Source organism: Mycobacterium branderi, from assembly GCF_010728725.1.
GTDB lineage: Bacteria > Actinomycetota > Actinomycetes > Mycobacteriales > Mycobacteriaceae > Mycobacterium > Mycobacterium branderi.
Genome location: NZ_AP022606.1, coordinates 5042287 through 5065336 on the forward strand (window position 1 = coordinate 5042287; position 23050 = coordinate 5065336).

Annotated in this window: 21 protein-coding genes, 1 tRNA gene and 1 pseudogene; 9 read left to right on the plus strand and 14 right to left on the minus strand. The window is 67.8% G+C overall.

The window, feature by feature from the left end; genetic code table 11:
• The first annotated feature begins 66 nt into the window (after positions 1 to 66).
• Positions 67 to 1542 carry a cytochrome P450 gene (locus tag G6N47_RS24575; protein WP_083129617.1) on the plus strand — a complete coding sequence of 492 codons (1476 nt, stop codon included), beginning with the start codon at positions 67 to 69 and terminating at the stop codon, positions 1540 to 1542.
• 3 nt (positions 1543 to 1545) lie between these two features.
• Here the strand turns inward: G6N47_RS24575 and G6N47_RS24580 are convergent, their stop codons facing one another.
• From G6N47_RS24580 to G6N47_RS24595, 4 genes are all read right to left on the minus strand, one after another.
• Positions 1546 to 2019 (minus strand): 2-isopropylmalate synthase, encoded by a 474-nt coding sequence (locus G6N47_RS24580; protein ID WP_083129618.1) that lies wholly within the window; start codon positions 2017 to 2019, stop codon positions 1546 to 1548.
• A 162-nt stretch (positions 2020 to 2181) separates the two neighbouring features.
• Positions 2182 to 2580, minus strand: a complete 399-nt coding sequence (locus G6N47_RS24585; protein WP_083129619.1) for a DUF302 domain-containing protein — start codon at positions 2578 to 2580, stop codon at positions 2182 to 2184.
• Between the two features lie 56 nt (positions 2581 to 2636).
• Positions 2637 to 4013 (minus strand): FadR/GntR family transcriptional regulator, encoded by a 1377-nt coding sequence (locus tag G6N47_RS24590; protein WP_083129620.1) that lies wholly within the window; start codon positions 4011 to 4013, stop codon positions 2637 to 2639.
• 22 nt (positions 4014 to 4035) lie between these two features.
• Positions 4036 to 5184: a thiolase family protein gene (locus G6N47_RS24595; RefSeq protein ID WP_083129621.1), complete on the minus strand. Its 1149-nt coding sequence runs from the start codon at positions 5182 to 5184 to the stop codon at positions 4036 to 4038.
• Positions 5185 to 5207: 23 nt separating this feature from the next.
• On the opposite strand from G6N47_RS24595, the gene G6N47_RS24600 reads away from it, so the two are divergent.
• Complete coding sequence (locus G6N47_RS24600) at positions 5208 to 5531, plus strand: Zn-ribbon domain-containing OB-fold protein (RefSeq protein ID WP_083129622.1); 324 nt, start codon at positions 5208 to 5210, stop codon at positions 5529 to 5531.
• Here G6N47_RS24600 and G6N47_RS24605 read toward each other — a convergent pair.
• A complete protein-coding gene (locus tag G6N47_RS24605; protein WP_083129623.1) occupies positions 5524 to 7680 on the minus strand; it encodes an acyl-CoA dehydrogenase in 2157 nt (718 codons plus the stop codon). The genes G6N47_RS24600 and G6N47_RS24605 overlap by 8 nt on opposite strands.
• 126 nt (positions 7681 to 7806) lie before the next feature.
• Positions 7807 to 8571 carry an SDR family NAD(P)-dependent oxidoreductase gene (locus G6N47_RS24610; protein ID WP_083129624.1) on the minus strand — a complete coding sequence of 255 codons (765 nt, stop codon included), beginning with the start codon at positions 8569 to 8571 and terminating at the stop codon, positions 7807 to 7809.
• 85 nt (positions 8572 to 8656) lie between these two features.
• Here G6N47_RS24610 and G6N47_RS24615 point away from each other — a divergent pair, with 85 nt between their 5' ends.
• The 3 genes and pseudogenes from G6N47_RS24615 to G6N47_RS24625 form a co-directional block, all read left to right on the plus strand.
• Entirely contained in the window at positions 8657 to 10192 is a 1536-nt protein-coding gene (locus tag G6N47_RS24615; RefSeq protein WP_083129625.1) for an ATP-dependent DNA ligase, read from the plus strand.
• Positions 10189 to 12471: a carbon starvation CstA family protein gene (locus G6N47_RS24620; protein WP_083129626.1), complete on the plus strand. Its 2283-nt coding sequence runs from the start codon at positions 10189 to 10191 to the stop codon at positions 12469 to 12471. The genes G6N47_RS24615 and G6N47_RS24620 overlap by 4 nt, the downstream gene beginning before the upstream one ends.
• A gap of 67 nt (positions 12472 to 12538) precedes the next feature.
• Positions 12539 to 13609: pseudogene (locus G6N47_RS24625) on the plus strand (phosphatase PAP2 family protein); the annotation flags it as partial.
• Here G6N47_RS24625 and G6N47_RS24630 read toward each other — a convergent pair.
• The 4 genes from G6N47_RS24630 to G6N47_RS24645 are packed head-to-tail and all read right to left on the minus strand — an operon-like array spanning position 13604 to position 15876.
• A complete protein-coding gene (locus G6N47_RS24630; RefSeq protein WP_197945490.1) occupies positions 13604 to 14539 on the minus strand; it encodes a D-2-hydroxyacid dehydrogenase family protein in 936 nt (311 codons plus the stop codon). The pseudogene G6N47_RS24625 and the gene G6N47_RS24630 sit on opposite strands and share 6 nt — an antisense overlap.
• Complete coding sequence (locus G6N47_RS24635; RefSeq protein WP_083129628.1) at positions 14536 to 14955, minus strand: VOC family protein; 420 nt, start codon at positions 14953 to 14955, stop codon at positions 14536 to 14538. The genes G6N47_RS24630 and G6N47_RS24635 overlap by 4 nt, the downstream gene beginning before the upstream one ends.
• Positions 14956 to 15001: 46 nt before the next feature.
• Positions 15002 to 15421 carry a VOC family protein gene (locus tag G6N47_RS24640; protein WP_083129629.1) on the minus strand — a complete coding sequence of 140 codons (420 nt, stop codon included), beginning with the start codon at positions 15419 to 15421 and terminating at the stop codon, positions 15002 to 15004.
• A 5-nt stretch (positions 15422 to 15426) separates the two neighbouring features.
• On the minus strand, positions 15427 to 15876 hold the full coding sequence (locus G6N47_RS24645; RefSeq protein ID WP_232080279.1) for a helix-turn-helix transcriptional regulator: 450 nt from the start codon (positions 15874 to 15876) through the stop codon (positions 15427 to 15429).
• A gap of 63 nt (positions 15877 to 15939) precedes the next feature.
• Between G6N47_RS24645 and G6N47_RS24650 the strand changes: the two genes are divergently transcribed.
• On the plus strand, positions 15940 to 16824 hold the full coding sequence (locus G6N47_RS24650) for an NAD(P)-dependent oxidoreductase (protein ID WP_083129630.1): 885 nt from the start codon (positions 15940 to 15942) through the stop codon (positions 16822 to 16824).
• Positions 16825 to 16899: 75 nt separating this feature from the next.
• Here the strand turns inward: G6N47_RS24650 and G6N47_RS24655 are convergent.
• The 4 genes from G6N47_RS24655 to pgm all read right to left on the minus strand — a co-directional run bounded on the left by G6N47_RS24655 (position 16900) and on the right by pgm (position 21182).
• Positions 16900 to 16972 (minus strand) — tRNA-Ala (locus G6N47_RS24655).
• A gap of 62 nt (positions 16973 to 17034) precedes the next feature.
• Positions 17035 to 18276 (minus strand): NAD(P)/FAD-dependent oxidoreductase, encoded by a 1242-nt coding sequence (locus tag G6N47_RS24660; RefSeq protein ID WP_232080280.1) that lies wholly within the window; start codon positions 18274 to 18276, stop codon positions 17035 to 17037.
• 30 nt (positions 18277 to 18306) lie between these two features.
• Complete coding sequence (locus G6N47_RS24665; RefSeq protein WP_443677616.1) at positions 18307 to 19548, minus strand: MFS transporter; 1242 nt, start codon at positions 19546 to 19548, stop codon at positions 18307 to 18309.
• On the minus strand, positions 19548 to 21182 hold the full coding sequence (gene pgm, locus G6N47_RS24670) for a phosphoglucomutase (alpha-D-glucose-1,6-bisphosphate-dependent) (RefSeq protein WP_083129632.1): 1635 nt from the start codon (positions 21180 to 21182) through the stop codon (positions 19548 to 19550). The genes G6N47_RS24665 and pgm overlap by 1 nt, the downstream gene beginning before the upstream one ends.
• Positions 21183 to 21220: 38 nt before the next feature.
• Here pgm and crcB (G6N47_RS24675) point away from each other — a divergent pair, with 38 nt between their 5' ends.
• Genes crcB (G6N47_RS24675) through G6N47_RS24685 form a run of 3 tightly spaced genes read left to right on the plus strand, consistent with a single transcriptional unit; the run spans position 21221 to position 23048 of the window.
• Positions 21221 to 21616 (plus strand): fluoride efflux transporter CrcB, encoded by a 396-nt coding sequence (gene crcB, locus G6N47_RS24675; protein WP_083129633.1) that lies wholly within the window; start codon positions 21221 to 21223, stop codon positions 21614 to 21616.
• Entirely contained in the window at positions 21616 to 21972 is a 357-nt protein-coding gene (gene crcB, locus G6N47_RS24680; protein ID WP_083129634.1) for a fluoride efflux transporter CrcB, read from the plus strand. Before crcB (G6N47_RS24675) ends, crcB (G6N47_RS24680) begins: the two co-directional genes overlap by 1 nt.
• The gene (locus G6N47_RS24685) at positions 21969 to 23048 is read left to right on the plus strand and encodes a DUF190 domain-containing protein (RefSeq protein ID WP_083129635.1); all 1080 of its coding nucleotides are present in this window, start codon (positions 21969 to 21971) and stop codon (positions 23046 to 23048) included. Before crcB (G6N47_RS24680) ends, G6N47_RS24685 begins: the two co-directional genes overlap by 4 nt.
• Positions 23049 to 23050 lie beyond the last annotated feature (2 nt).

The window sequence follows — 23050 nt, forward strand, 5'->3', positions numbered from 1 at the left end:
CAGCTGTCAAGTTCGGCCGTCAGGATGGGGCTCAGTGACGGCTGCCACAACCGATAAGGAGCCTCGATGGCGACCATCAGCACCCCGCACTACCTGCTCGACCAGGCCAAGCGCCGCCTGACGCCGACGGTGAACACCATCCCCGGCCTGGGGTTGATCGAAAAGCGGCTGCTGGAGGTCGACTGGAAGCCCAAGAAACTGGCCGAGCCGCCGCCCGGGAGCGGATTGAAGCCGGTGATGGGCGATTCCGGGCTGCCGATCCTGGGCCACATCATCGAGCTGTTCCGGGAAGGCCCCGATTTCCCGCTGCACCTCTATGAGACCCGCGGGCCGGTCTGCTTCGCCGACTCGCCGATCCTGCCGTCGATCGTCGCGCTGGGCCCCGACGCCACCCAGGCCATCTTCTCCAACCGCAACAAGGACTTCTCGCAGAAGGGCTGGCATCCGGTCATCGGCCCGTTCTTCAACCGGGGCCTGATGATGCTCGACTTCGACGAGCACCTCTACCACCGCCGCATCATGCAGGAGGCCTTTACCCGGCCGCGGCTGGCCGGTTACGTCGAGCACATCGACCGGGTGGCGAGCGCGGTGGTGGCCGGCTGGCCGACCAACGACGCACGCTTCCTGTTCCATCCGGCGATGAAGGAGCTCACCCTCGACATCGCCTCGATGGTGTTCATGGGTCACGAGCCGGGCACCGACCACGAGCTGGTCACCAAGGTGAACAAGGCGTTCACCACCACCACGCGTGCCGGCGGCGCGATCATCCGCACCAGCGTGCCGCCGTTCAAGTGGTGGCAGGGACTTCGGGCCCGCAAGGTGCTCGAGGACTACTTCACCGAGCGGGTCAAAGAACGCCGTAACGCCGAGGGCAACGACATGCTCACGGTGCTGTGCCACACCGAGGACGAGGACGGCAACAGCTTCACCGACATCGACATCGTCAACCACATGATCTTTTTGATGATGGCCGCCCACGACACCTCCACGTCGACGACCACGACGATGGCCTACAACCTCGCCGCCCACCCCGAGTGGCAAGAACGGTGCCGCGACGAGTCGGACCGGCTCGGCGACGGCCCGCTCGACATCGAGGCGCTCGAGAAGCTGGAGACGCTGGACCTGGTGATGGACGAGTCGCTGCGGCTGGTGACGCCACTGCCGTTCAACATGCGCCAGACCGTGCGTGACACCGACCTGCTCGGCTATTACGTGCCGGCCGGCACCAACGTGGTGACCTGGCCGGGGATGAACCACTGGCTGCCCGAGCTGTGGACCGAACCGCGCAAGTTCGACCCGGAGCGGTTCACCGAACCGCGCAGTGAGCACAAGAAGCATCGTTACGCGTTCGCGCCGTTCGGCGGCGGGGCGCACAAGTGCATCGGGATGGTGTTCGGCCGGCTGGAGGTCAAGACCGTCGTACACCGGCTGCTGCGCCGGTATCGGCTGGAATTGCCGCGGCCCGGATACCAGCCGCGCTGGGACTACGGCGGCATGCCGATCCCGATGGACGGCATGCCGATCGTGCTGCGCCCGCTCTAAGGCCTAGCCATACAGCCGGTTGGCGCAGGCGATCACCGCGCGCAACGCGGACTGCGTCGCGTCCTTTGAACAGCCCATCGCCCACTCAGCCCGCACGCCGTCGCTGCCCCGGATGAACGTGGCGATGCTGTCGTCGGAGCGCAGCTGGTGGAACCGCAACATTTCGACCGCGATGCCGTGCTGGTAGAGCATCTCGGTCAACGCGGCCACCGGACCGGTCGCGGTGGCGGTGACGGTCTCGATGCGGTCGCCGAAGCCGAGCGTGGCCCGAAAGGTGCGGGCCTGCGGTCCCAGCCGGGTGGCGGGCCGCTCGGCGTCGGCGCATTCCCACTGGCCGAGCCGCACCGGGCCCGCGCTGGGTGCGTAGGTGGCAGTGAAGGCGCTCCACGACATTGCGCCGAGAGCCTCCCGGAGCCCACCCGGTAGCGGAACGGGCCCAACGTCGGAGCTGTTCGGAATTAGCTTGGAGATTGCCATGTGCGGTCTTCTCTGGTCTTGAAGGGAGTGACCGACAGGTAGTAGCTTCCGACCCACAGCGGGGGGTCGGCCTTGGATCAGACCCCGCTGCGGGTGCTGGCTACTACGAGAAGATGCTGCACGATCGCCGAGACTAGCGGCTGGTGCGGGGCCTCTGCAAGTTCATTCGGACAGCTCTTGGAGAGCCTCCCGAAGTAATCCGCCCACGGTGTCGGCGATGTCGTCCAGCCCGGGCTCCTTGGTCACGTCAACCATCAGCCGTGGGTCCATCGCGTCGACGATGATCGTGTCCGGTTCGTCCGGATCGCGGCGCACCACCACATTGCACGGCAGGAGCACGCCGATCTGCCGGAATACGTTGACTGCCTGGTGGGCAAAGCGCGGGTTGCATGCGCCCAGAATCAGGTAGTCCTCCATGTCCTCGCCGAGCTTGGCTTTCAGTGTCGCCTTCACGTCGATTTCGCTGAGCACGCCAAACCCCTTCTGCGCGAGCGCTTCCCGGGTGCGGGCGACGGCGTCGTCGAATGTGGTGTGCAGGGTCGTCGACAGCGCGATGCTCATGGTCGACTCCTCTCTTCTCGGCCGAGACTACCCGGCTCGCCCGCGGTCATAAACCGCTAAAGCCACCACGACGCCGCGGCATCCAGGTGGCGTCGGGCGCGGTGGCGGGCCAGGCTGTCGTCGCCGTCGGCGATCGCCTCGATGATGCGCCGGTGCGCGTGTTGGACGTCGGCAAAATCGCTGCGGCTCGGGAGCTTCTGCTCGGTGGCGGCCCATTGGCGACGGAACAGCTCGACGAGGATCCGCAGGAACAAACCCAGCACGGCGTTGCCGGCCAGCTGCGCCATCCCGCTGTGAAACAGAAACTCTTCCATGCCGGCCTTGCGCGGATCGTCCCCGGTTTGCTCGATGACCTGCCGGTGCGTGCCGAGAAAGGCCCGCACCTCGGGAGCGTCGTGTCTGCTGACAACCTTTGCCACATTGTCGATTTCGATGGCGTCGCGCACCAGGCGCAGGTCGTCGCGGCTGGGTTGACGGTACTGCAGGTAGAGCGCGATGGTGTCAATGCTGGCCTGTGCCTGTGGTTTTCCCACCACCAGGCCGCCGCCGGGACCCCGTCGCATTCGGGCGACGCCATGGTATTCCAGGAGCCGCACCGCTTCGCGCAGCACCGAGCGGCTGACTCGATAGCGTTCCAGCAGCTGAGCCTCGGTGCCGAAAATGGAACCGACTTGCCAGCCGCTGGCGGCGATGTCGTCGCGGACCGCGGCCGCCAACGTTTCAGCGAGCTTGGCGGGCGTCGCCCCGGGATCCGACGTGCGCGGCCGACGCCGGCTGCGATGTCGTTGCAGCCACGCCGTCACGGCCTCGACGTGACGTTCGCTGAGCGTCTTGGCGCGCGCCGAGTCGCCGGCAGTGACGGCGGCGACGATCTCGGCGTGGTCGGCGCGTGTCGCCTCCAACGCCTCGGCGTCCGCGCGCGAACCCCGGGCGAATTGCGCGGTCAGGCGCATCAAGATGTCGATAAACAGCTGCAGCACCGGGTTTTTGGACTCCGCAGCGAGCGCCGTGTGGAATTCGTGCTGCGACGCCGTCTGCAGCATGGCGCGCAGCCGTTCGATGCCGGTCTCGTCGATGTGCTCGGCGGCGAGTACGGCCGCCAACGGCTCGAGCAGCAGGCGCGCGGCCAGCAGGTCGCCGATCGTGGTGCCCTGATGCTCCAGGTAGATGACGACGGCGTTGGTTGCCGCGGCGGCGTCGGGCTCGCAGACCAGCAATCCGCCGCCGGGCCCACGACGCATCCGCGCGACCTGATGGTGCTCGACAAGGCGCACGGCTTCCCGCAGCACCGAGCGGCTGACGTGGTAACGCTGTTGCAATAGGTGCTCTGATCCCAGCGATTCACCGACCGGCCAGCCGCGGCGAATGATGTCGGCCTCGATGCGGCGGGCGATCTGGGTAGCCCGCTTGTCGGGGCGTAATGGGGCGGTCAAGTGTGCACTGCCCCAACGGTATTCAGCATGTCAGCAGCATGCAGCCGGCAATCGGGCCGCCACCCGCAGCGACCACCGCGACCTGTGGGCGATGCGGCACCTGCCGCTCACCCGCTCCTCCGCGCAGCTGCAGGCAGGCTTCGTGCAGCACCCAGTAACCGTGCATGCGCCCGGCCGACAGTTGACCGCCGTAGGTGTTCAGCGGCAGGACGCCGTCGCGGGCGATGCGCTCCGCACCCTCGACGAAAGGCCCGGCCTCGCCGTCCCCGCAGAGGCCCAACGCTTCCAGCCACGCCAGAGTGAGAAACGTAAAGCCGTCGTACAACTCGGCGATCTCGATATCGGCCGGCGTCAGGTAGGTTCGCGACCACATCTGTGCCGCAGCGTCGGTAGCCGCCATCTTGGGGTAGTCGGGGCGGTGAAACCAGCCACCGGCGCCATCGGACCCGCCGATGGCCTCCACCGCGACCGGCGGTTGCGGGCAGTCGGCGGCATATTCAGCGGCCGAGACCACCACGGCGATCGAGCCGTCGACGGGGACGTCGCAATCCAGCAGTCCGAACGGCGAGGAGACCGGCCTTGCGGCCAGGTAGTCGGCCATTGTCAGCGGTTCGCGGTACACCGCAAGCGGATTCAACGCGGCGTTGCGCCGGCTGTTGATGGCCAACCAGCCCAGCTGCTCCTTCGTGGTGCCGTAGAGGTGCATGTGTCGCCGGCAGTGCAGCGCCAGCCAGTTGGCCGCCGAATAGGCATGCGCGGCAAGGAGTTCGGGGATGTCGTCCATTCCGCCGATGCTGGGCTGATCGCCGGTCATGTTGGCCGGCACCGAGCCGCCGATCATCTGGACCGTTCGATACACCAGCACATGGCGGGCCTGTTTGTCGGCGACCGCATGACACGCCGCCATTACCGGGGTCAGCAGGCCGGCCGTACCGAACCCGGATTTGTAGTCCGCCGCTTCGATACCCAGTGCGGCGGCGACTTCCGGCACCGGAGTGTCGCCGAGGCTGGCGACGCCGTCGATGTCGGCGACGGTCAGACCGGCGTCGGCGATGGCGGCGCGCACCGCCTCGCACGTGAGCTCCAGCCCGGGAATGCCGGTGCGACGGCCGATTCGCGAGATTCCGATTCCGGACAGGATCGCGTTCTTCTCGAAGTGTCGGCTTGGCACCAAAAGAGTGTACTGTATTGCGCGTGGCAGACCGGGGGTTTCTCGTCGAGCATTGCGATCCATGCACCCGCTGGGTGCACCCGCCGGCCGGCGTATGCCCGGACTGCGGCGGCCCGCTGACCGCCCGGCCGGTATCCGGGCGGGGCACGGTGTTCACCTACACGGTCAACTTCCACCCCTACAACCCCGATATACCGACGCCGTATGTGATTGCGATCGTCGAGCTGGACGAGGGACTTCGGGTGGCCGCCAATGTCGTTGACTGCGAACCCGACTCGGTGACATGCGGCATGCCGGTCGAGGTGCGACCCGACGAGACGAGGCTGGTCTTCGGACCTGCTACTTGATCAGCGGGTCACGCGGCATGCCCAGAATCCGCTCGGCGATCTGGTTGCGCGTGACCTCCGAGGTGCCGCCGGCGATGGCCATGCCACGCGCGCCCATCAGCATCCGGCTGACCAGTCCTGCGGGGCCGTCGGCCAGGGCGAGCTCGGGTCCCAGCAGCGCCGCGCCGATCGCGGCGCCCTCGATCATGTGCTCGGCGAGCGTGAGTTTGGTGATGTTGCCTTCCGGCCCCGGGCCCGCTCCCTCGATGCTGCGGGCGGCGCGGCGCAGGTTCAACAGCCGCAGAGCGTGTTCTCCGGCCAGGAAGGCGCCGACGCGAACCGTCGCTCCCGCCAAGTGATTTGCCCGCTGCTGGGGGAGTTGCACCAGCTGTGCGCCGACGCCTTGGTAGTACGACGTGCCGCCGCCGATGCTGACCCGCTCGTTGCCCAGCGTCGCGCGGGCCACCGTCCATCCGGTGTTGGGTTCGCCGACGACATCCTCGTCGGGAACGAAGACGTCGTTGAAGAACACCTCGTTGAAGTCGGAGCCACCGGTGATCTGGCGCAGCGGGCGCACTTCGACCCCGGGCGCCTTCATGTCGATGATCACCGTGGTGATGCCGGCGTGCTTGGGCGCGTCGGGATCGGTGCGCACGGTGGCCAGGCCGCGACGGCAGTAGTGGGCGCCGCTGGTCCACACCTTCTGCCCGTTGATCTTCCAGCCGCCGTCGACCCGGGTTGCCCGGGTCTTGATGCCCGCCGCGTCCGATCCGGCGTCGGGCTCGGAGAAGAGCTGACACCAGATCTCCTCTTGGCGCAGCGCCTTCTCGACGAATCTTTCGATCTGCGAAGGGGTTCCGTGCTGGATCAGCGTCAGAATGACCCATCCGGTGATCTGGTAGTCCGGCCGCTTGACACCCGCCGCGGTGAACTCCTGCTCGATCACCAGCTGCTCGACCGCGTCGGCGGCAAGGCCCCAGGGTTTGGGCCAGTGCGGCATCACGTAGCCGGTCGCGATCAGCCGGTCCAGCTGCCCCTTCTTGTCCAGTGCGGCGATTTCGGCGGCATCGGCGCGCACCCGGCCACGCAGTTCTTCGGCTTCGGGCGGCAGATCCAGGCTGTTGGCCCGGGTGACGCCGGCGGCGGTGCGATCGAACACGTCCTGCGGCGGCGCATCGCCACCGAATAGCGCCCGGTCGGTCAGGGCGCGACGCAGGTGCAGATGCGCGTCGTGCTCCCACGTGAATCCGATGCCGCCGTGTACTTGGATGTTCAGTTCGGCGTTGCGTGCGTATGCCGGGAACGCCAGCGTGGCGGCGACTGCGGCGGCCAGCCGGAACTGGTCTTCGTCTTCGCCGGCCGCCCTTGACGCATCCCACACCGCGGCGGTCGCGGACTCGGCGCCCACCAGCATGTTGGCGCAATGATGTTTCACCGCTTGGAAAGTGGCGATGGTGCGGCCGAATTGCTGGCGCACCTTGGCGTAGTCGACCGCGGCGTCGACGCAGTCCGACGCCCCGCCCACCGCCTCGGCGGCCAGCAGCGTGCGCGCCCGCGCCAGCGCGGATTGCCGAGCGCCCGGCAGGACCTCAACCGTGACGTTCTGCAAGGTGACCCGCCCCGAGCGACGGGTCGGATCGAGGTTTTTGGGCACGTCGACCGTCACGCCGTCGCGGCGCCGATCCAGCAGCAGCACGTCGTCGCCCGCCGCGATCAGCAGCAGCTCGGCGAGCCCGGCGCCCAACACGATTCCCGCGTCGCCGTTGGCGGCACCGCCGTCGATGCGGACGTCACCGCCCAGACCGATACCGGCGGTGACGGTGCCGTCGATCAGCCCCGGCAGCAGCCGCGCCTTCTGTTCGTCGGTGCCGTCCCTGGCGATGACGGCTGAGGCGATCACGGTCGGCACGAATGGTCCCGGCGCTACCGCGCGGCCGAGTTCTTCGATCACCACGACAAGTTCTGGCAGGCCGTAGCCCGAGCCGCCGTGTTCTTCGTCGATATGCAGGCCGAGCCAGCCGAGTTCGACGAGGTCTTGCCAGAACGGCGGGCGCGACTCGTCGGCCGAATCCAGCAGCGAGCGCGCCGCCCAGCGCGCCTTTTGCGAGGTCAAGAATGCTCGGGCCACCTCGGCGAGTTCGCGATGGTCGTCGGTCAATGCGATAGCCATCAGGGGGCCTCCTCGTCGATGTGCGCCGACTAAAGAGTGTACTTAATCGAGTCGGACCGCGAGACAGACGCCTGGGCTGTGTTCAGCCGGGGTAACGACCCTCGCGTCTGTCTCGCGGCCAGCCCGCTACTTGGGCGCGAACCGCTGCCCGGCGTCCAGGCGCAAGCACTGACCGTTGAGCATCGGGTTGTCCACGATGGCCGCGACCAGCTTGGCGTACTCCTCGGGGCGGCCAAGACGCTTGGGAAACGCGGCATCCTTGGTCAGCGCAATGGCGTACTCGTCGGGAATGCCCTTGGTGAGCCCGGTCGCGAACAGGCTGGGCGCGATCGCGAGCACGCGGATGCCCATCGAGCCGAGGTCACGCGCCATCGTCAGGCACATGCCGGCGATGCCTGCCTTGGCCGCGGTGTAGGCGACCTGCCCGATCTGACCCTCGAACGCCGCGATCGAGGCGGTGTTGATGATGACGCCGCGCTCCTCGTCCTCGGGTTCGTTCTTGGCCATGTGCGCAGCGGCCAGCCGGCTGATGTTGAACGTGGCGATGAGGTTGAGATCGATCACCGACTGGAAGGATTCGAGGTCGTGCGGACCGGACTTGGACAACGTCCGCTTGGCGATGCCGCCACCGGCCGTCGTCACCACCACGTGCAGCCCGCCGAGAGCGTCGACCGCGGCCTGCAGTGTCTCCTCGGTGCCGGCGAAGTCGGTGACGTCGACCGGATAGAACGTGCCGCCGCCTTTGAGGCCCGCGGCCACCTCCTTGCCGTCGGAGCCCTCACGGTCGAGCACCGCGACGCTCGCCCCGCGCTCGGCCAGCAGCTCGGCCGTCGCGCGGCCCATGCCCGACGCGCCGCCGATGACGACGACCTTCTTGCCGTTGATCTCCATTCAAACCTCCTCGTTTGACCCGTTGCCACAGCACGCTATCGCGGCGCCGCCCGCCGTTGTCGGCCAGCCGTGCCAAGGTGAACTGGTGCTGCTCGTCGACGTTGCGCTGACCTCCCGGGACGTGGGCGGCGCCGCCGCGCGGCGCGCCAAGATCGCGCGCATCGCCGAGCTGCTGCACCGGGCCGCCTCCCATCCCAACGTGGTCGCGATCATCGTCTCGTGGCTCTCCGGTGAACTGCCGCAGCGCCAAATCGGTGTCGGCTGGGCGGCTTTGCGGTCACTGCCGTCGCCGGCACCGCACCCGACGTTGACTGTCGCCGACGTCGACACCACCTTCACCGAAATCCGTACAGTATCAGGTACGGGATCACAGGCCCGCCGCGCCGCCCTCCTCGCCGGGCTGTTCGCCGCAGCCACCGAAGTCGAGCAAACGTTCCTGCGGAGGCTGCTGACCGGTGAACTGCGCCAGGGTGCGCTGGCCGGGATCATGGCCGACGCCGTCGCCCAAGCCGCACAACTGCCCGCCGCCGCGGTCCGCCGCGCCGCGATGCTGGGCGGGGACCTGCCGGCCGTCGCCGCGGCGGCCCTCACCGGCGGTGCGGCCGCGCTGGACAGCTTCACCCTTCAGGTGGGCCGACCGGTCGGCTCGATGCTGGCGCAGACCGCGGCCAACGTCACCGAGGCGCTCGAAAAGCTCGGCGGCTCAGGCGTTTTCGAGGCCAAACTGGACGGCGCGCGGGTACAGATCCACCGGTCGGGCGACCAGGTGACGGTCTACACCCGCAGCCTCGACGACGTCACCGCCCGGCTGCCGGAAGTGGTCGAGGCGACGCTGGCGCTCCCGGTCACCGACTTGATCGCCGACGGCGAGGCAATCGCGCTGCGGCCGGACAACCGGCCGCAGCCGTTTCAGGTCACCGGGTCGCGGTTCGGCCGTTCCGTCGACGTCGCGGCCGCACAAGCGGCCCAGCCGCTGTCCGTGTTTTTCTTCGACGTGTTGCACCGCGACGGCGTCGACCTTCTCGACGCGCCGACCACCGACCGCATCACGGTGCTCGACGAGATCGTGCCCGAACACAACCGGGTCGATCGGCTGGTCACCGCCGACCCGGACGCCGCGAGCGACTTTCTGGACGCCACCCTGGCCGCGGGCCACGAAGGGGTGATGGCGAAGTCCCCCACCGCGCCGTACGAGGCGGGCCGCCGCGGCGCGGCCTGGCTCAAGGTCAAGCCGGTCCACACCCTCGACCTGGTGGTGCTCGCCGTCGAATGGGGATCCGGGCGCCGCCGCGGCAAGCTCTCCAATATCCATCTCGGCGCACGCGATCCGGCTACCGGCGGCTTCGTCATGCTGGGCAAGACGTTCAAAGGCATGACCGACGCGATGCTCGACTGGCAGACAAAGCGATTCACCGAGCTCGCCGTCGGACCCACCGACGGCTACGTGGTGCAGCTGCGGCCCGAACAGGTCGTCGAGGTGGCGTTCGACGGCGTCCAGACCTCGTCGCGCTACCCCGGCGGGCTCGCGCTGCGGTTCGCGCGGGTGCTGCGCTATCGCGACGACAAAACCGCGGCTGAGGCCGACACCGTCGACAGCGTTCGCGCGCACTGCAGAAGCTGACCGGTCGCGGTAGGGTCCGTCGCGTGGAAGAGCGCGACGGGCACGTCAGCTACGTCCGCACCCACGCCGACCTGCCGCCCGTCGCGATCGTCGACCGCTCACCGATCCGCACGCGGCACAAGCTCGTGTTCGCCGTCATCGCCGTCGTCGGCGCGCTCGGTTGGGCGGTCGTCGCGTTCGCCCGCGGCGAGACGGTCAACGCCGTGTGGCTCGTGGTCGCGGCGACCTGCACCTACATCATCGGGTTTCGCTTCTATGCGCGGCTGATCGAGCTGAAGATCGTCCGCCCCCGCGACGACCACGCCACGCCGGCCGAAGTCTTCGAAAACGGCACCGACTACCTGCCCACCGACCGGCGGGTGCTGTTCGGTCACCACTTCGCCGCGATCGCCGGAGCCGGCCCGCTGGTGGGCCCGGTGCTGGCCACCCAGATGGGTTATCTGCCGAGCGCGATCTGGATCGTGCTCGGCGCGGTGCTCGGCGGCTGTGTCCAGGACTACCTGGTGTTATGGATTTCCACGCGACGGCGGGGCCGTTCGCTGGGCCAGATGGCCCGCGACGAACTCGGCCGCGTCGCCGGGACGGCCGCGCTGATCGGCGTGTTCATGATCATGGTGATCATCATCGCGGTGCTGGCGCTGGTGGTGGTGCGGGCGCTGGCGCAAAGCCCCTGGGGAGTGTTCTCGATCGCGATGACGATCCCGATCGCCGTCTTCATGGGGTGCTACCTGCGCTACCTGCGGCCCGGCCGGGTCTCCGAGGTGTCCCTGATCGGCTTCGCGATGCTGATCGCCGCGGTGGTGACCGGAAACTGGGTGGCTCAAACACCTTGGGGCACAAGGTTGTTCACACTGTCGCCGGTTGCGCTGTCGTGGTTTGTCATCGGCTACGGCCTGGCGGCGTCGGTGCTGCCGGTGTGGCTTCTGCTCGCACCGCGCGACTACCTGTCCACGTTCATGAAAGTCGGCACGATCGGCCTGCTCGCGCTCGGCGTCGTCATCGCGCGGCCGGTCCTCGCGGCGCCGGCGGTCTCGAGCTTCGCCGGACGCGGCGGCCCGGTGTTCGCCGGATCGTTGTTCCCGTTCCTGTTCATCACGATCGCCTGCGGTGCCCTGTCGGGATTCCACGCCTTGGTCTCCTCGGGGACGACGCCCAAGCTGCTGGAGAAGGAAAGCCAGATGCGGCTGATCGGCTACGGCGGCATGATCACCGAATCGTTCGTCGCGCTGATGGCGCTGATCACCGCGTCGATCCTCGACCAACACCTGTACTTCGCGCTCAACGCGCCCGCCGCGCAAACCGGCGGCACCGCGAGGACCGCCGCGGCGTACGTCAACAAACTCGGGTTGTCGGGCGCGCCGATCACCGCCGAGCAGATCAACCAGGCCGCCGCCGGCGTCGGTGAGCGCACGATCGTGTCCCGCACCGGCGGCGCGCCGACGTTGGCGTTCGGCATGTCGCAAGTGCTGCAGCAGGTGTTCGGCGGCGCCGCGTTGCGCGCGTACTGGTATCACTTCGCGATCATGTTCGAGGCGCTGTTCATCCTGACCACCGTCGACGCCGGCACCCGCGTCGCCCGCTTCATGCTCTCCGACGGGCTGGGCAACCTCGGCGGTCCGCTGGCCCGACTGCACAACCCGGGCTGGCGCGTCGGCGCCTGGGCCTGCAGCCTGGCCGTCGTCGCGGCATGGGGCAGCATCCTGCTGATCGGTGTCACCGATCCGCTCGGCGGCATCAACACGCTGTTTCCGCTCTTCGGCATCGCCAACCAACTGCTGGCGGGCATCGCGCTGACCGTGATCACGGTCGTCGTCGTCAAGAAGGGCCACCTGAAATGGGCGTGGATCCCGGGCATCCCGCTGCTGTGGGACCTGGCCGTCACGCTGACCGCGTCCTGGCAGAAGATCTTCTCCACCGACCCCGATGTGGGTTATTGGACGCAGTATTTCCGGTATGCCGCGGCCAGGCAGGCGGGAAAGACCGCGTTCGGCTCGGCCAAAACCGCCGACCAGCTGGGCGAGGTCGTCCTAAACACGTTCATCCAGGGCACGTTGTCGATCGTGTTTGCGTCCGTCGTGGTGATCGTGTTTGTCGCCGGGATCGTCACTGCGCTGAAGGCCGTTCGCGGCGACGGCAGCCCGCCGGCCGAAGAGCAACCCGTGCCGTCGCGGATTTTCGCGCCGTCGGGATTGATCGCCACCAACGGTGAACGCCGGCTGCAACGGCAATGGGCGTCGCACGCGACGACGGCCGGCCCCGCGCGTCGCGGCCCAGGTTGACCAGGGGCGAGGGAAGGTTACGGCAAGATGTACGGAAAGTGCCTTCCGTCGCAACTGGGGAGTGTGAGTGTCACCGACAACCGGTCGAGGTGCGCAGGCTTTAGCGCCTGAAGCATCCGTCGGATCGGCCGGTGACACCGGGGAACGACGCGAATATCGTCTGGCGCTGCTTCGCCGCGGCGCCGTGGCGGTGTGGCTGTTGGTGGTGGTCTACCGCAGCCTCACCGCGGGGCTGGCGTTCAACCGTGAACTGCTGCTGCTGTACATCGCGACCGGGCTGATCGCCGCCAGCATCGGCCGCGGCTGGAAAGTGCTGGCGGTCATCCGCGACTGGCTGCCGTTCGCACTGGTCCTGCTGCTCTACGACCTCAGCCGGGGCGCGGCGACCCTGGTCGGGGCGCCCACTTTGTGGCTGCTGCAGCCACAGGTGGACCGCTGGTTGTTCGTCGGGGTGGTGCCGACGGTGTGGCTGCAGGAGCACCTCAAGATGCCGCATCCGCCGTGGTGGGAAGTGGGCATCAGCGCGGTGTACATGTCGTTTTTCGTCCTGCCGTATGCGGTCGCCGGGTTCCTGTGGCTGCGCGACCGCGACGACTGGGCGGCGTTCGTCCGGCGATTCCTGGTGCTGTCGTTCACCGCGCTGATCGGCTACATCCTGCTGCCGGCCGCGCCGCCATGGGCGGCGGCGAAGTGCACGGCCGCCGACGTCGCGGGCGGCCCGTCGAACCCCAGGTGCATGTTCGGCAGCCCGGCGGGTGTTCCCGACGGCGGGCTGCTCGGAGCCATGCATCCCGGCCACGCCGGCGCCCACGACTTCGTGGAGCGGATCTCCACCCGCGGCTGGGGCACGCTGCATCTGCAGTCCGCGAGCGCGCTGGTCGACTCAGGGCAGGCCAGTGTGAACCTGGTGGCGGCTATCCCGTCACTGCATGCGGGCGTGTCCGCGATGGTCGCGGCGTTCCTGTGGCGGCGCGTCAGGCGTCGGTGGCGTCCGTTCTTGGTCGCGTACGTGCTGACGATGGCGTTCACGCTGGTGTATTCGGCCGAGCATTACGTCGTCGACATCCTGCTGGGCTGGCTGCTGGCCGCGCTGGTGATGCTGGTGGTCGGCCGTCTGGAGGCACGCTTTCGCTCACGAGCCCACGGCGTCGAGCCACTGCCCGATCGCGGCGGCAGCCTCGCCGTAGAAGACCCGATAGACCCGGTCGGCGACGTAGCCGATATGCGGGGTGGCGACGACATTGTCCAGGCGGCGCAGTGGGTGCCCCGCTGACAACGGTTCGACGTCGAAGACGTCGAGGCCGGCGCCGGCGATCCGCTGCGTGCGCAATGCCTCGACGAGGGCGGCCTCGTCCACGATGGGGCCGCGAGACGTATTGACTAGCAACGCCGTCGGCTTCATCAGTCCCAGCTCGGCGGCGCCCACCAGGCCGCGGGTGCGCTCGCTCAACACCAGGTGGATGGTCAGCACGTCGGCGCGGGCGAACAACTCCTCTCTGGAAACGTATGTGGCGCTGGCCTTTTCGGCGGCTTCGGGCGTCAAGTTGGTGCTCCACGCGATGACGTCCATGCCGAAGGCCGCACCGACCCGCGCCACCCGGCGGCCGATGCGACCCAGGCCCAGCACGCCGAGCACCGACCCGCCCAGTTGACGACCGACCGTCGTCTGCCAGCCGCCGGTGCGCACCGACAGCGTTTCGTCGACGAGTCGGCGTGCGGCGGCGAGGATCAGCGCCCAGGTCAGCTCGACGGTGGACTCGATGTAGCCGCCGGTGGTGCTGACGTGGATGCCGCGCTCCTTGGCGGCGGCGACGTCGACGGCAGCGTTGAACGGCCCGGTGGAGGCGATCATCTTCAGGCGGGGCAAGCGTTCGATGACGTTGCGCGGCAACGGTGTACGCTCGCGCATCACGCACACGACGTCGAACGGCGCTAAGCGTTCGACGACGGCGTCGGGCTCGGCGACGTGGTCGTTGAAGGTGGTGATCTCGGCGCGGGCCGCGACGGACGACCAGTCGGCCATGCTCAGTGCGACGTTCTGGTAGTCGTCGAGGATCGCAACCTTCATTGTGCGGTTTCCGGCTCGTTGACGCCAAACACAAACGGCGCGAACACAATCTCGCGGCCGTCGGGATCACGGTAGGTCACCGCGTTGTTCGCGGCCCAGTACGGATGCGACTCCACCGGCTGAATTCCTGCCTGCTGCAGCCGCTTTGTCGCAAGCTGCTGCGCGGCCGCGTCGGGAAAGTACAGGCACAGCTGCTCGTGGACGTCGACCGGAACGGGTTGCGTCGCCTCGACGATCTCGAAGGTCAGCTCTGATCCGGGCATCCCGAATATCGCACCGGTGCTGCCGTAGCTGTTTTCGAATGTCTCGCACAGCGGCAGTCCGACCAGATCGCGGTAAAATCGGACGGTCTGTTCGAAATTCGCTGAGCGACGGGCGAAGCGGACCCCGCCGATCGACGCCAAAAGGTTTGTCATGGCGTCGACCCTATGACCTCAACTGCACTTGAGGTCAAGAAGCGGCTCAGCGTAGCTGTTGAACGCGGATCATGTTGCCCGCCGGATCGCGCAGGGCGAAGTCGCGCACCCCGTAAGGCTGCTCGGTCGGCTCCTGCACGATCTCCACTTGGCCGTTTTGCGAGCGGGCTTGGAGTTGTTCGAAGGCGCCGTCGAGGTCCTTGGTGGCCAGCAGCAGCATGCCGTAGTTGCCCTTGGCCATCATCTCGGCGATGACTCGGCGCTCGTCGTCGGTGAGGCCCGGGGTGGCGGCCGGCGGGTACAAGACGATGGACGTGTCCTGACCCACCGGGCCGAGCGTGATCCATCGCATCGTGCCTGCGCCGACGTCGAGGCGGACTTCGAAGCCGAGCCCGTCGCGATAGAACGCCAGAGATTCTTCGGGGTCGTCGTGTGGAAGGAAGCTCGAGTGAATCGTGATGTCCATGGCGCTCACGCTAAGTGCATCGCGGCGGCCGGCGCTTCTCGATTCCTGATCGGCCTGGTCACCTGCTTCTCGACGCACGACGGCATGCCCTTGCTCACCCGGGCCGTCCGTTCCCGATAAATGCTGGGCGGCATGCCAACCAGTTCGGTGAAGCGAGTGCTGAACGTGCCCAGCGACGAGCAGCCGACCGCGAAACATACCTCGGTGACGGACAGATCACCGCGACGCAGAAGCGCCATCGCCCGCTCGATGCGCCGGGTCATCAGATAGGAGTAAGGCGACTCGCCGTAGGCGAGCTTGAATTGACGGCTGAGGTGCCCGGCCGACATGTTCACCCCGCGTGCGAGCGCCTCGATATTCAGCGGCTGGGCGTATTCGCGGTCGATTCGGTCGCGGACGCGGCGCAACAGCTTGAGGTCGCGCAGGCGCTGCGCCTGGGCGGGTGTGCTGGCCACACGCGGATGGTACGGCGGCTCGTACGATGCAAGCCACCAGACACAGAGGTTAGGGGTCGCGGAGTGGACATCGGGTTCATCGGGCTGGGCAACATGGGAGCTGCAGTAGCGAGCCGCCTCGTCGCCGCTGGCCATCACGTCGTCGTCTTCGACACCCGCAGCGCCGCGGTCGAATCCGTCGTGGCCGAGGGTGCCGATCGCGCGGCATCCGCCCGGGAGGTCGGCGACCGCGTCGCCACCGTGATGGCCAGCCTGCCGACGCCGCAGGTGTCGATGGACGTGGCTGCGACGGTTGCTAGCGGCAGCCGGATCCAGCGCTTCATCGACCTGTCCACTGTGGGAAGCCAAGCGGCGCAACGCAATCACGCGCTGCTCGCAGAACACGGAGTGACCTTGCTGGACAGCCCGGTCAGCGGCGGCGTGCAGGGCGCTCGGACGGGGACTCTTGCGGTGATGGTGTCAGGCCCGCGAGCTGAGTTCGACACCGTCGCACCGGTTTTCGACGACATCGGCCGAGCCATCTTCGTCGGCGAAAAACCCGGTGCGGCGCAAACGATGAAGCTGGTCAACAACTTGATGGCTGCCACGTCGTTGGCCGCGACGGCGGAAATCATGGTGATGGGAGTGAAGGCGGGCCTCGATGCCCAAGTGATGATCGACGTTCTCAACGCGGGGTCAGGTGCCACGCATGCAAGTCGGGAAAAGTTTCCGCGGGCGGTGCTTCCGCGCACCTTCGACTACGGGTTCGCGACGGGCCTGATGGTCAAGGACGTGCGGCTGTATCTCGACGAGGCGAAGGCGCTGGGCATACCCACACAGCTGGCCGAGGCCGTCGCGCAGCTTTGGGAGGCGACTCTGGATGCAGAGGGCCCGGAGTCTGATTTCACGTCGATCGTCAAGCCGCTCGAAGCCGCGGCCGGTGTTGTCGTGGAAGCGAAGACGCGTTGAGTCTGCGGTGACCAGGCAAGCTACTCGCACTTTTGCCTGGTAGCCGCAGAGTGAACGCAATCTGAGTACGTGAAGTGGAGCTAAGGGGACTCGAACCCCTGACCCCCACACTGCCAGTGTGGTGCGCTACCAGCTGCGCCATAGCCCCATGAAGTTGCCCATCGAAGCTACACCACCAGCAACTTGCGCTCAAAGTCGCTGATCAGCGCCTCACCGCGTGGGGTCGAATTCGCGCAGCGCGACGGGCTGCTTACCGGTGGTGATCTGCTCGGCCAGCAGTCGACCGGTCACCGGGCCGTGTGTCATGCCCCACATTCCGTGCCCGCCGGCGACGAAGACGCCCTGCGACACCTGCCCCACCAGCGGACGACCGTCGGGCGTCAGCGGGCGCGGCCCAACCCATTCCTCGCTGCGTTCCTCCCAGCGGACCCCGTCGAAGTACGGGCGGGCCGACTCGGCGATGGCGTCGACCCGCGCGGCGGACACCGGCGCGTCTGGGTCCCGCAACTCCATCGTCCCGGTGACCCGCAGCTTGCCGTTTAGCGGCGTGCACGCCACCCGCGCATCGGGGAGGTGGACGGGGCGAGGGACGGGTCGGTCCACCGGCACTGTGAACGAGTAGCCGCGTCCGGCCTGCACCGGCACCCGAACCCAGCGACCGACCAGCCGTGACAACCACGCCCCAGTCGCAATAACCGCCACGTCGGCGGTCAACCCCGAGCCGCTACGAGTCGGCAGGGTGACGCTGTTGCCGTCGGCCACCACATCGACGACTTCCTCCGGCAGCAGCGTGGCGCCGCGTTCGACGACCGAGCGGCCCAGCGCCTGGACGAAACGGCCCGGGTCCAGGAATCGCTGACCGTCGACGCGGATGCCGACAGCGGCCACATCGGATGCCAGCGGAACCTGTTCGCGCAGTGCCGCACCGGTCAATTCGGTAGTAGAGGCGTGTTGCCCGCCGGCATCCCGAAAGCGCTGCAGCTCCTCCAGTAGCTCTTCGGCGTCACGCGAAGCTCTAAACAGCGCGGTGACCGGCGCGTCGTTGAGTGGCGCGTCGACGCCGTTGGACACCAGCACGTCGTAGGCGTCGAGGCACTCTTCGCTCAGCGCCAGGTTGGCGCGTACCGCACGTGTCCATGACGAGCTGCGGCAGTTGGCCGCGAAGCGCATCAGAAACCGCCACAGCGAAGGGTCGGAGCTCAACGAAATACGCAGGGGCGCATCGCGTTTCGGCAGCGAACGCAGGCCGTAACGCAGAATCCGCGGCTCGTTGAGCGGAATCGTCAATCCGGGAGCGATATAGCCGGCGTTTCCCCACGAGGCGCCGGCAGCCACGCCGACGCGGTCGACCACCGTGACGTCCACGCCGCGCTCCTGCAAAAACCACGCCGCCGACAACCCCACGATGCCGGCACCCACCACAATCGCCGAGCGCGGCCGTCCGTCAGTCATCACAACGTCCATGGTGCCGCAACGGGCTTTTCAGGCGAGATCCTCCGTGGCACCCACCTCCCATTCGTCGGGCATCGCCAGTTGGTCCATGGCCCGGGTTTCCGGCGCAAGCATCCAGCCCACCGCCGCGGCCAGCAGGATGACGCCACTGATCGCAAAGCCCCAGCCGAAGCTCAGGTGTTCGGCGATCTGGCCGACCGCCATCGAGCCGACGATCGCGCCGAAGTCAGCCATCATCTGGAACGTCGCCACTGCGGTACCCGCGCGCGCCGTGCTGCCCAGGATGTCGGCGATCGCGGCCTGTTGCGGCGACGCGAAGATGCCCGACGCCGCGCCCGCCAGCCCTGCCACCACCAGGAAGACCGGCACTGACGTCGTCGCGCCCAGCCACACGGTCGTCGCACCGCAAGCGATGAGCCCGCCAATCAACAAGTGGCGCCGCCCGATCCGGTCGGACAGATGCCCACTGGGCAGCACGACCACCAGGTTGCCGAGCGCGAAGGTCGCCAGCGCCAAACCCGCCATCCGCGGGCCACGGCCCAACACATCGGAGATAAACAGCGGCACCAGCGCGATCCGCAGCCCGAACACCGACCAGCCGGTGGCGAAGTTCGACAGAAGCGCCGCGCGATACGAGCGGTGCCGAAGCGCCGTGCGCACCGTCACCGTCGAGCGAGACTGCTCCACCGGCGCGGCCAGCGTCGAGCGCCGCAAGCTGTAGGCCACCGCCAGCGCGGTGACCAGCACCGCCCCGCCGTAGATCAGAAACGGTGCGGACAGGCCGAGACCCGCGGTCAGACTGCCCACCACCGGCCCGCCGACCGAGCCGATCAGAAACGAGGTGGCGAACAGGCCGGCGACCCGGCCCCGCGCGTCGACCGGACTGATCCGGATCATCAGACCGAGCGCCGAGATGAAGAACATCGTCGACCCGATGCCGCCGATCGCCCGATACAGCAATAGCTGCCAATAGCTTTGGGCGAACGCGCACATGCCGGTGGCCACCGAGACGATCAGCAGCCCGGCCACGTACACCCGATGCTCGCCCAGCCGTTGCACCAGCAGCCCGCTGGGCGGCGCGAAGCACAGCCGCATTAGCGAAAACACGGTGATGGCAAAGGTCACCGCGCCGATGCTGACCCCGAAGGTGCGGGCGTAGGCGGGCAGCACCGGCGACACCACACCGTAGCCAAGGGCGGCCACCGCGTTCGCCGCGATCAGCGCCCAGGCCGCGCGCGGCAGCTTAGCCCGCTGGCGCTGGGCGACGAAGATCACCCGACGACTGTATCCACCACTTCCTGCGCGGCCCGCTGAACTTCGGCCAAATGCTTTGGCCCGCGGAACGACTCGGCGTAGATCTTGTAGACGTCCTCGGTGCCCGACGGCCGCGCAGCAAACCATGCGCTCTCGGTTGTCACCTTCAGACCGCCCAACGGCGCGCCGTTGCCGGGCGCTGTCGTCAGCTTTGCCGTGATCGGTTCGCCGGCCAGCTCGGTGGCAGTCACCTGCTCCGCCGTTAGCTTGGCTAACCGGGCCTTCTGGTCACGGTCGGCGGGTGCGTCGACGCGGGCATACGCGGGCTCCCCGTATTTGCCGGCCAACTCCCGATACCGCTGCGACGGCGTCGCCCCGGTAACCGCGAGGATTTCCGACGCCAGCAACGCGAGGATGATGCCGTCCTTGTCGGTGGTCCACACCGAGCCGTCGCGGCGCAGAAACGACGCGCCGGCCGACTCTTCGCCGCCGAAACCGATGGTTCCGCCGAGCAGCCCGTCGACGAACCACTTGAACCCAACCGGCACCTCGACCAGTTCGCGGCCGATGCCGTCGACTACCCGGTCGATGATCGACGAGCTGACCGCGGTCTTGCCGACGGCGAGGCTGGCGGGCCAGGCCGGCCGGTGCGTGTAGAGGTAGTCGATGGCCACCGCCAGGTAGTGGTTGGGGTTCAGCAGGCCCTGGTCGGGGGTCACGATGCCGTGCCGGTCGGCGTCGGCGTCGTTTCCGGTGGCGACGTCGTAGCGGTCCCGATGGGCGATCAGCGATGCCATCGCGTCCGGCGAGCTGCAGTCCATTCGGATCTTGCCGTCGGTGTCGAGTGTCATGAACCGCCACGTCGCGTCGACCAGCGGGTTGACCACGGTCAGATCCAGGCTGTGCCGCTCGGCGATCACACCCCAGTAGTCGACGCTGGCGCCGCCGAGCGGGTCCGCCCCGATTCGCACTCCTGCATCACGAATCGCATTGATATCGACGACGTTTCGTAGGTCGTCGACGTAAGCGTCGAGGTAGTCGTGACGAAACGTGGTCTGCAGTGCCCGCCCTAAAGGTATCCGTTTCACCGCCGAGAGCCCGTCGCGAAGAATCTCGTTGGCACGGTTGGCAATCGCGGTGGTGACGTCGGTGTCGGCCGGGCCGCCGTGCGGCGGGTTGTACTTGAAGCCGCCGTCGCGGGGCGGGTTGTGCGACGGGGTGACCACGATCCCGTCGGCCAGGCCATCGGCGCGACCGCGGTTGTAGTTGAGGATGGCGTGGCTGATCGCCGGTGTCGGCGTGTACCGGTCGGCCGCGTCGATCATGGCCACCACGTCGTTGGCCGCGAGCACCTCCACCGCGGACACCCACGCCGGCTCCGAAAGCGCATGCGTGTCACGGCCGATGAACAACGGTCCGGTGGTTCCGGCGGCGGCGCGGTATTCGACGATGGCCTGGGTGATCGCCAGAATGTGCGCTTCGTTGAACGCCCCGTCCAGCGCGGAGCCGCGGTGGCCGGACGTGCCGAACGCCACCTGCTGCGCGACGTCGTCGGGGTCCGGTTCCGTCGTGTAGTACGCGGTCACCAGGTGTGGCAGATCGACGAGGTCCTCGGGTTGGGCCGGCTTGCCGGCACGCGGGTTGGCCACCATGTCACCAATTCTGCCGACGCCGTGCATAGGCTGCTGGAATGCCTGGTCGCGACTACCGCGAGCTGGCCGCCGTCTTCGTCGGCGGCGCGCTGGGTGCCGCCGCCCGCGCGGGACTGAACAGCCTGGCCGAGCCGGATCCGACGCGCTGGCCGTGGCCGACGTTCACCGCCAACATCGTTGGCGCGTTCTTGGTGGGCTACTTCACCACTCGGCTGCTGGAGCGGCTGCCGCTGTCGAGCTATCGCCGGCCGCTGCTCGGCACCGGGCTGTGCGGCGGGCTGACCACGTTTTCCACCATGCAGGTCGAAACGCTGGACATGATCGAACACCAGCGATACGGCCTGGCGCTCGGCTACATCGCTGCCAGCATCGCGGCGGGATTGCTCGCGGTGTATCTGGCCACCGCAGCGGTGCGACGGGTGCGAGTGCGCTGATGGTCTGGATCGGCGTGCTGCTTGCGGGCGGCATCGGCTCGGTGCTGCGGTTTCTGGTCGACGGCGCGGTGGGTCGCCGGGCGGCGCGGTCGTTTCCGTTCGGGACCCTGACGGTCAACATCAGCGGCGCGACGCTGCTCGGGCTGGTCGGCGGTCTGGCGCTGAGCCGGCACGCCGCGCTGCTGGTCGACACCGCATTCATCGGCTCCTACACCACGTTTTCCACCTGGATGCTGGAAACCCAGCGCCTTGGTGAGGAACGTCAGATCTGGTTCGCCGTCGCGAATATCGTCGTGAGCATGGTGCTCGGCATGGCGGCGGCGCTGCTCGGCCAGTGGATCGCGGGCCTGCTATGAGCCAACCGTGTTTGAAGCTGACCACCTACTTCGGGGAGCGCCAACGTACTGTCAATGATGGTGCGCGACAAGGGTTTTTGGCTGACGCGATGCTGGACCTGTACGGCAGCCGCGACGTCGCGACCAGCGTGATGCTACGCGGGATCGCCAGTTTCGGGCTGCGCCATGTGCTGCGCACCGACGAATCGCTGAGCCTGTCCGAAGATCCGCCGGTGGCGATCGCAGCCGTCGACGTCGAGTCCAAGATTAGCGGGCTGGTCGACGACGTGGTGGCGATGACCGGTCGCGGACTGGTGACGCTGGAACGGGCGCGCCTCGTCGGCGGCGAGTTCACCACCGACGCACGCGACACCCTCAAACTCACCGTCTATGTCGGCCGCCAGGAACGCATCGGCGGGGCGCCGGCCTTCCGCGCGGTGTGCGATCTGCTGCATCGGCAGGGATTTGCCGGTGCCGGAGTGTATCTCGGTGTCGACGGCACCGTGCACGGTCAGCGTTACCGGGCCCGGTTCTTCAGCCGCAATGTCAACGTTCCGCTGATGATCATCTCGATCGGGACCGCGGCGCAGGTGTCGGCGGCGGTGGCCGAACTCAGCGCGGCGATGCGGAATCCATTGCTGACCGTGGAACGGGTGCGGCTGTGCAAACGCGACGGGCAGTTGTTGGCGCGGCCACATCGCCTGCCGGCAACCGACAAGCATGGCCGGCCCCTATGGCAGAAGATCATGGTGCACACCAGCGAGGCCACCGGACACGGCGGTGTGCCGATTCACCGTGCACTGGTCCGCCAGCTGCTCGAGTCGGGGCTGGCCCGCGGCGCCACGGTGCTGCGCGGCATCTGGGGTTTCCACGGTGACCATAAACCGCACGGGGACAAGCTGTTTCAGTTGGTGCGGCAGGTGCCCGTGGTCACGATCATCATCGACACGCCGGAGTGGATCGTGCGCAGTTTCGACATCGTCGACGAGCTGACGGCCGAGCATGGGATGGTCACCAGCGAGATGGTGCCGGCGGTGTTGTCGATCGACGGGTCGGGCCGCGACGGCGACGCCGATTTGGCGCAGTACGACTACTGACC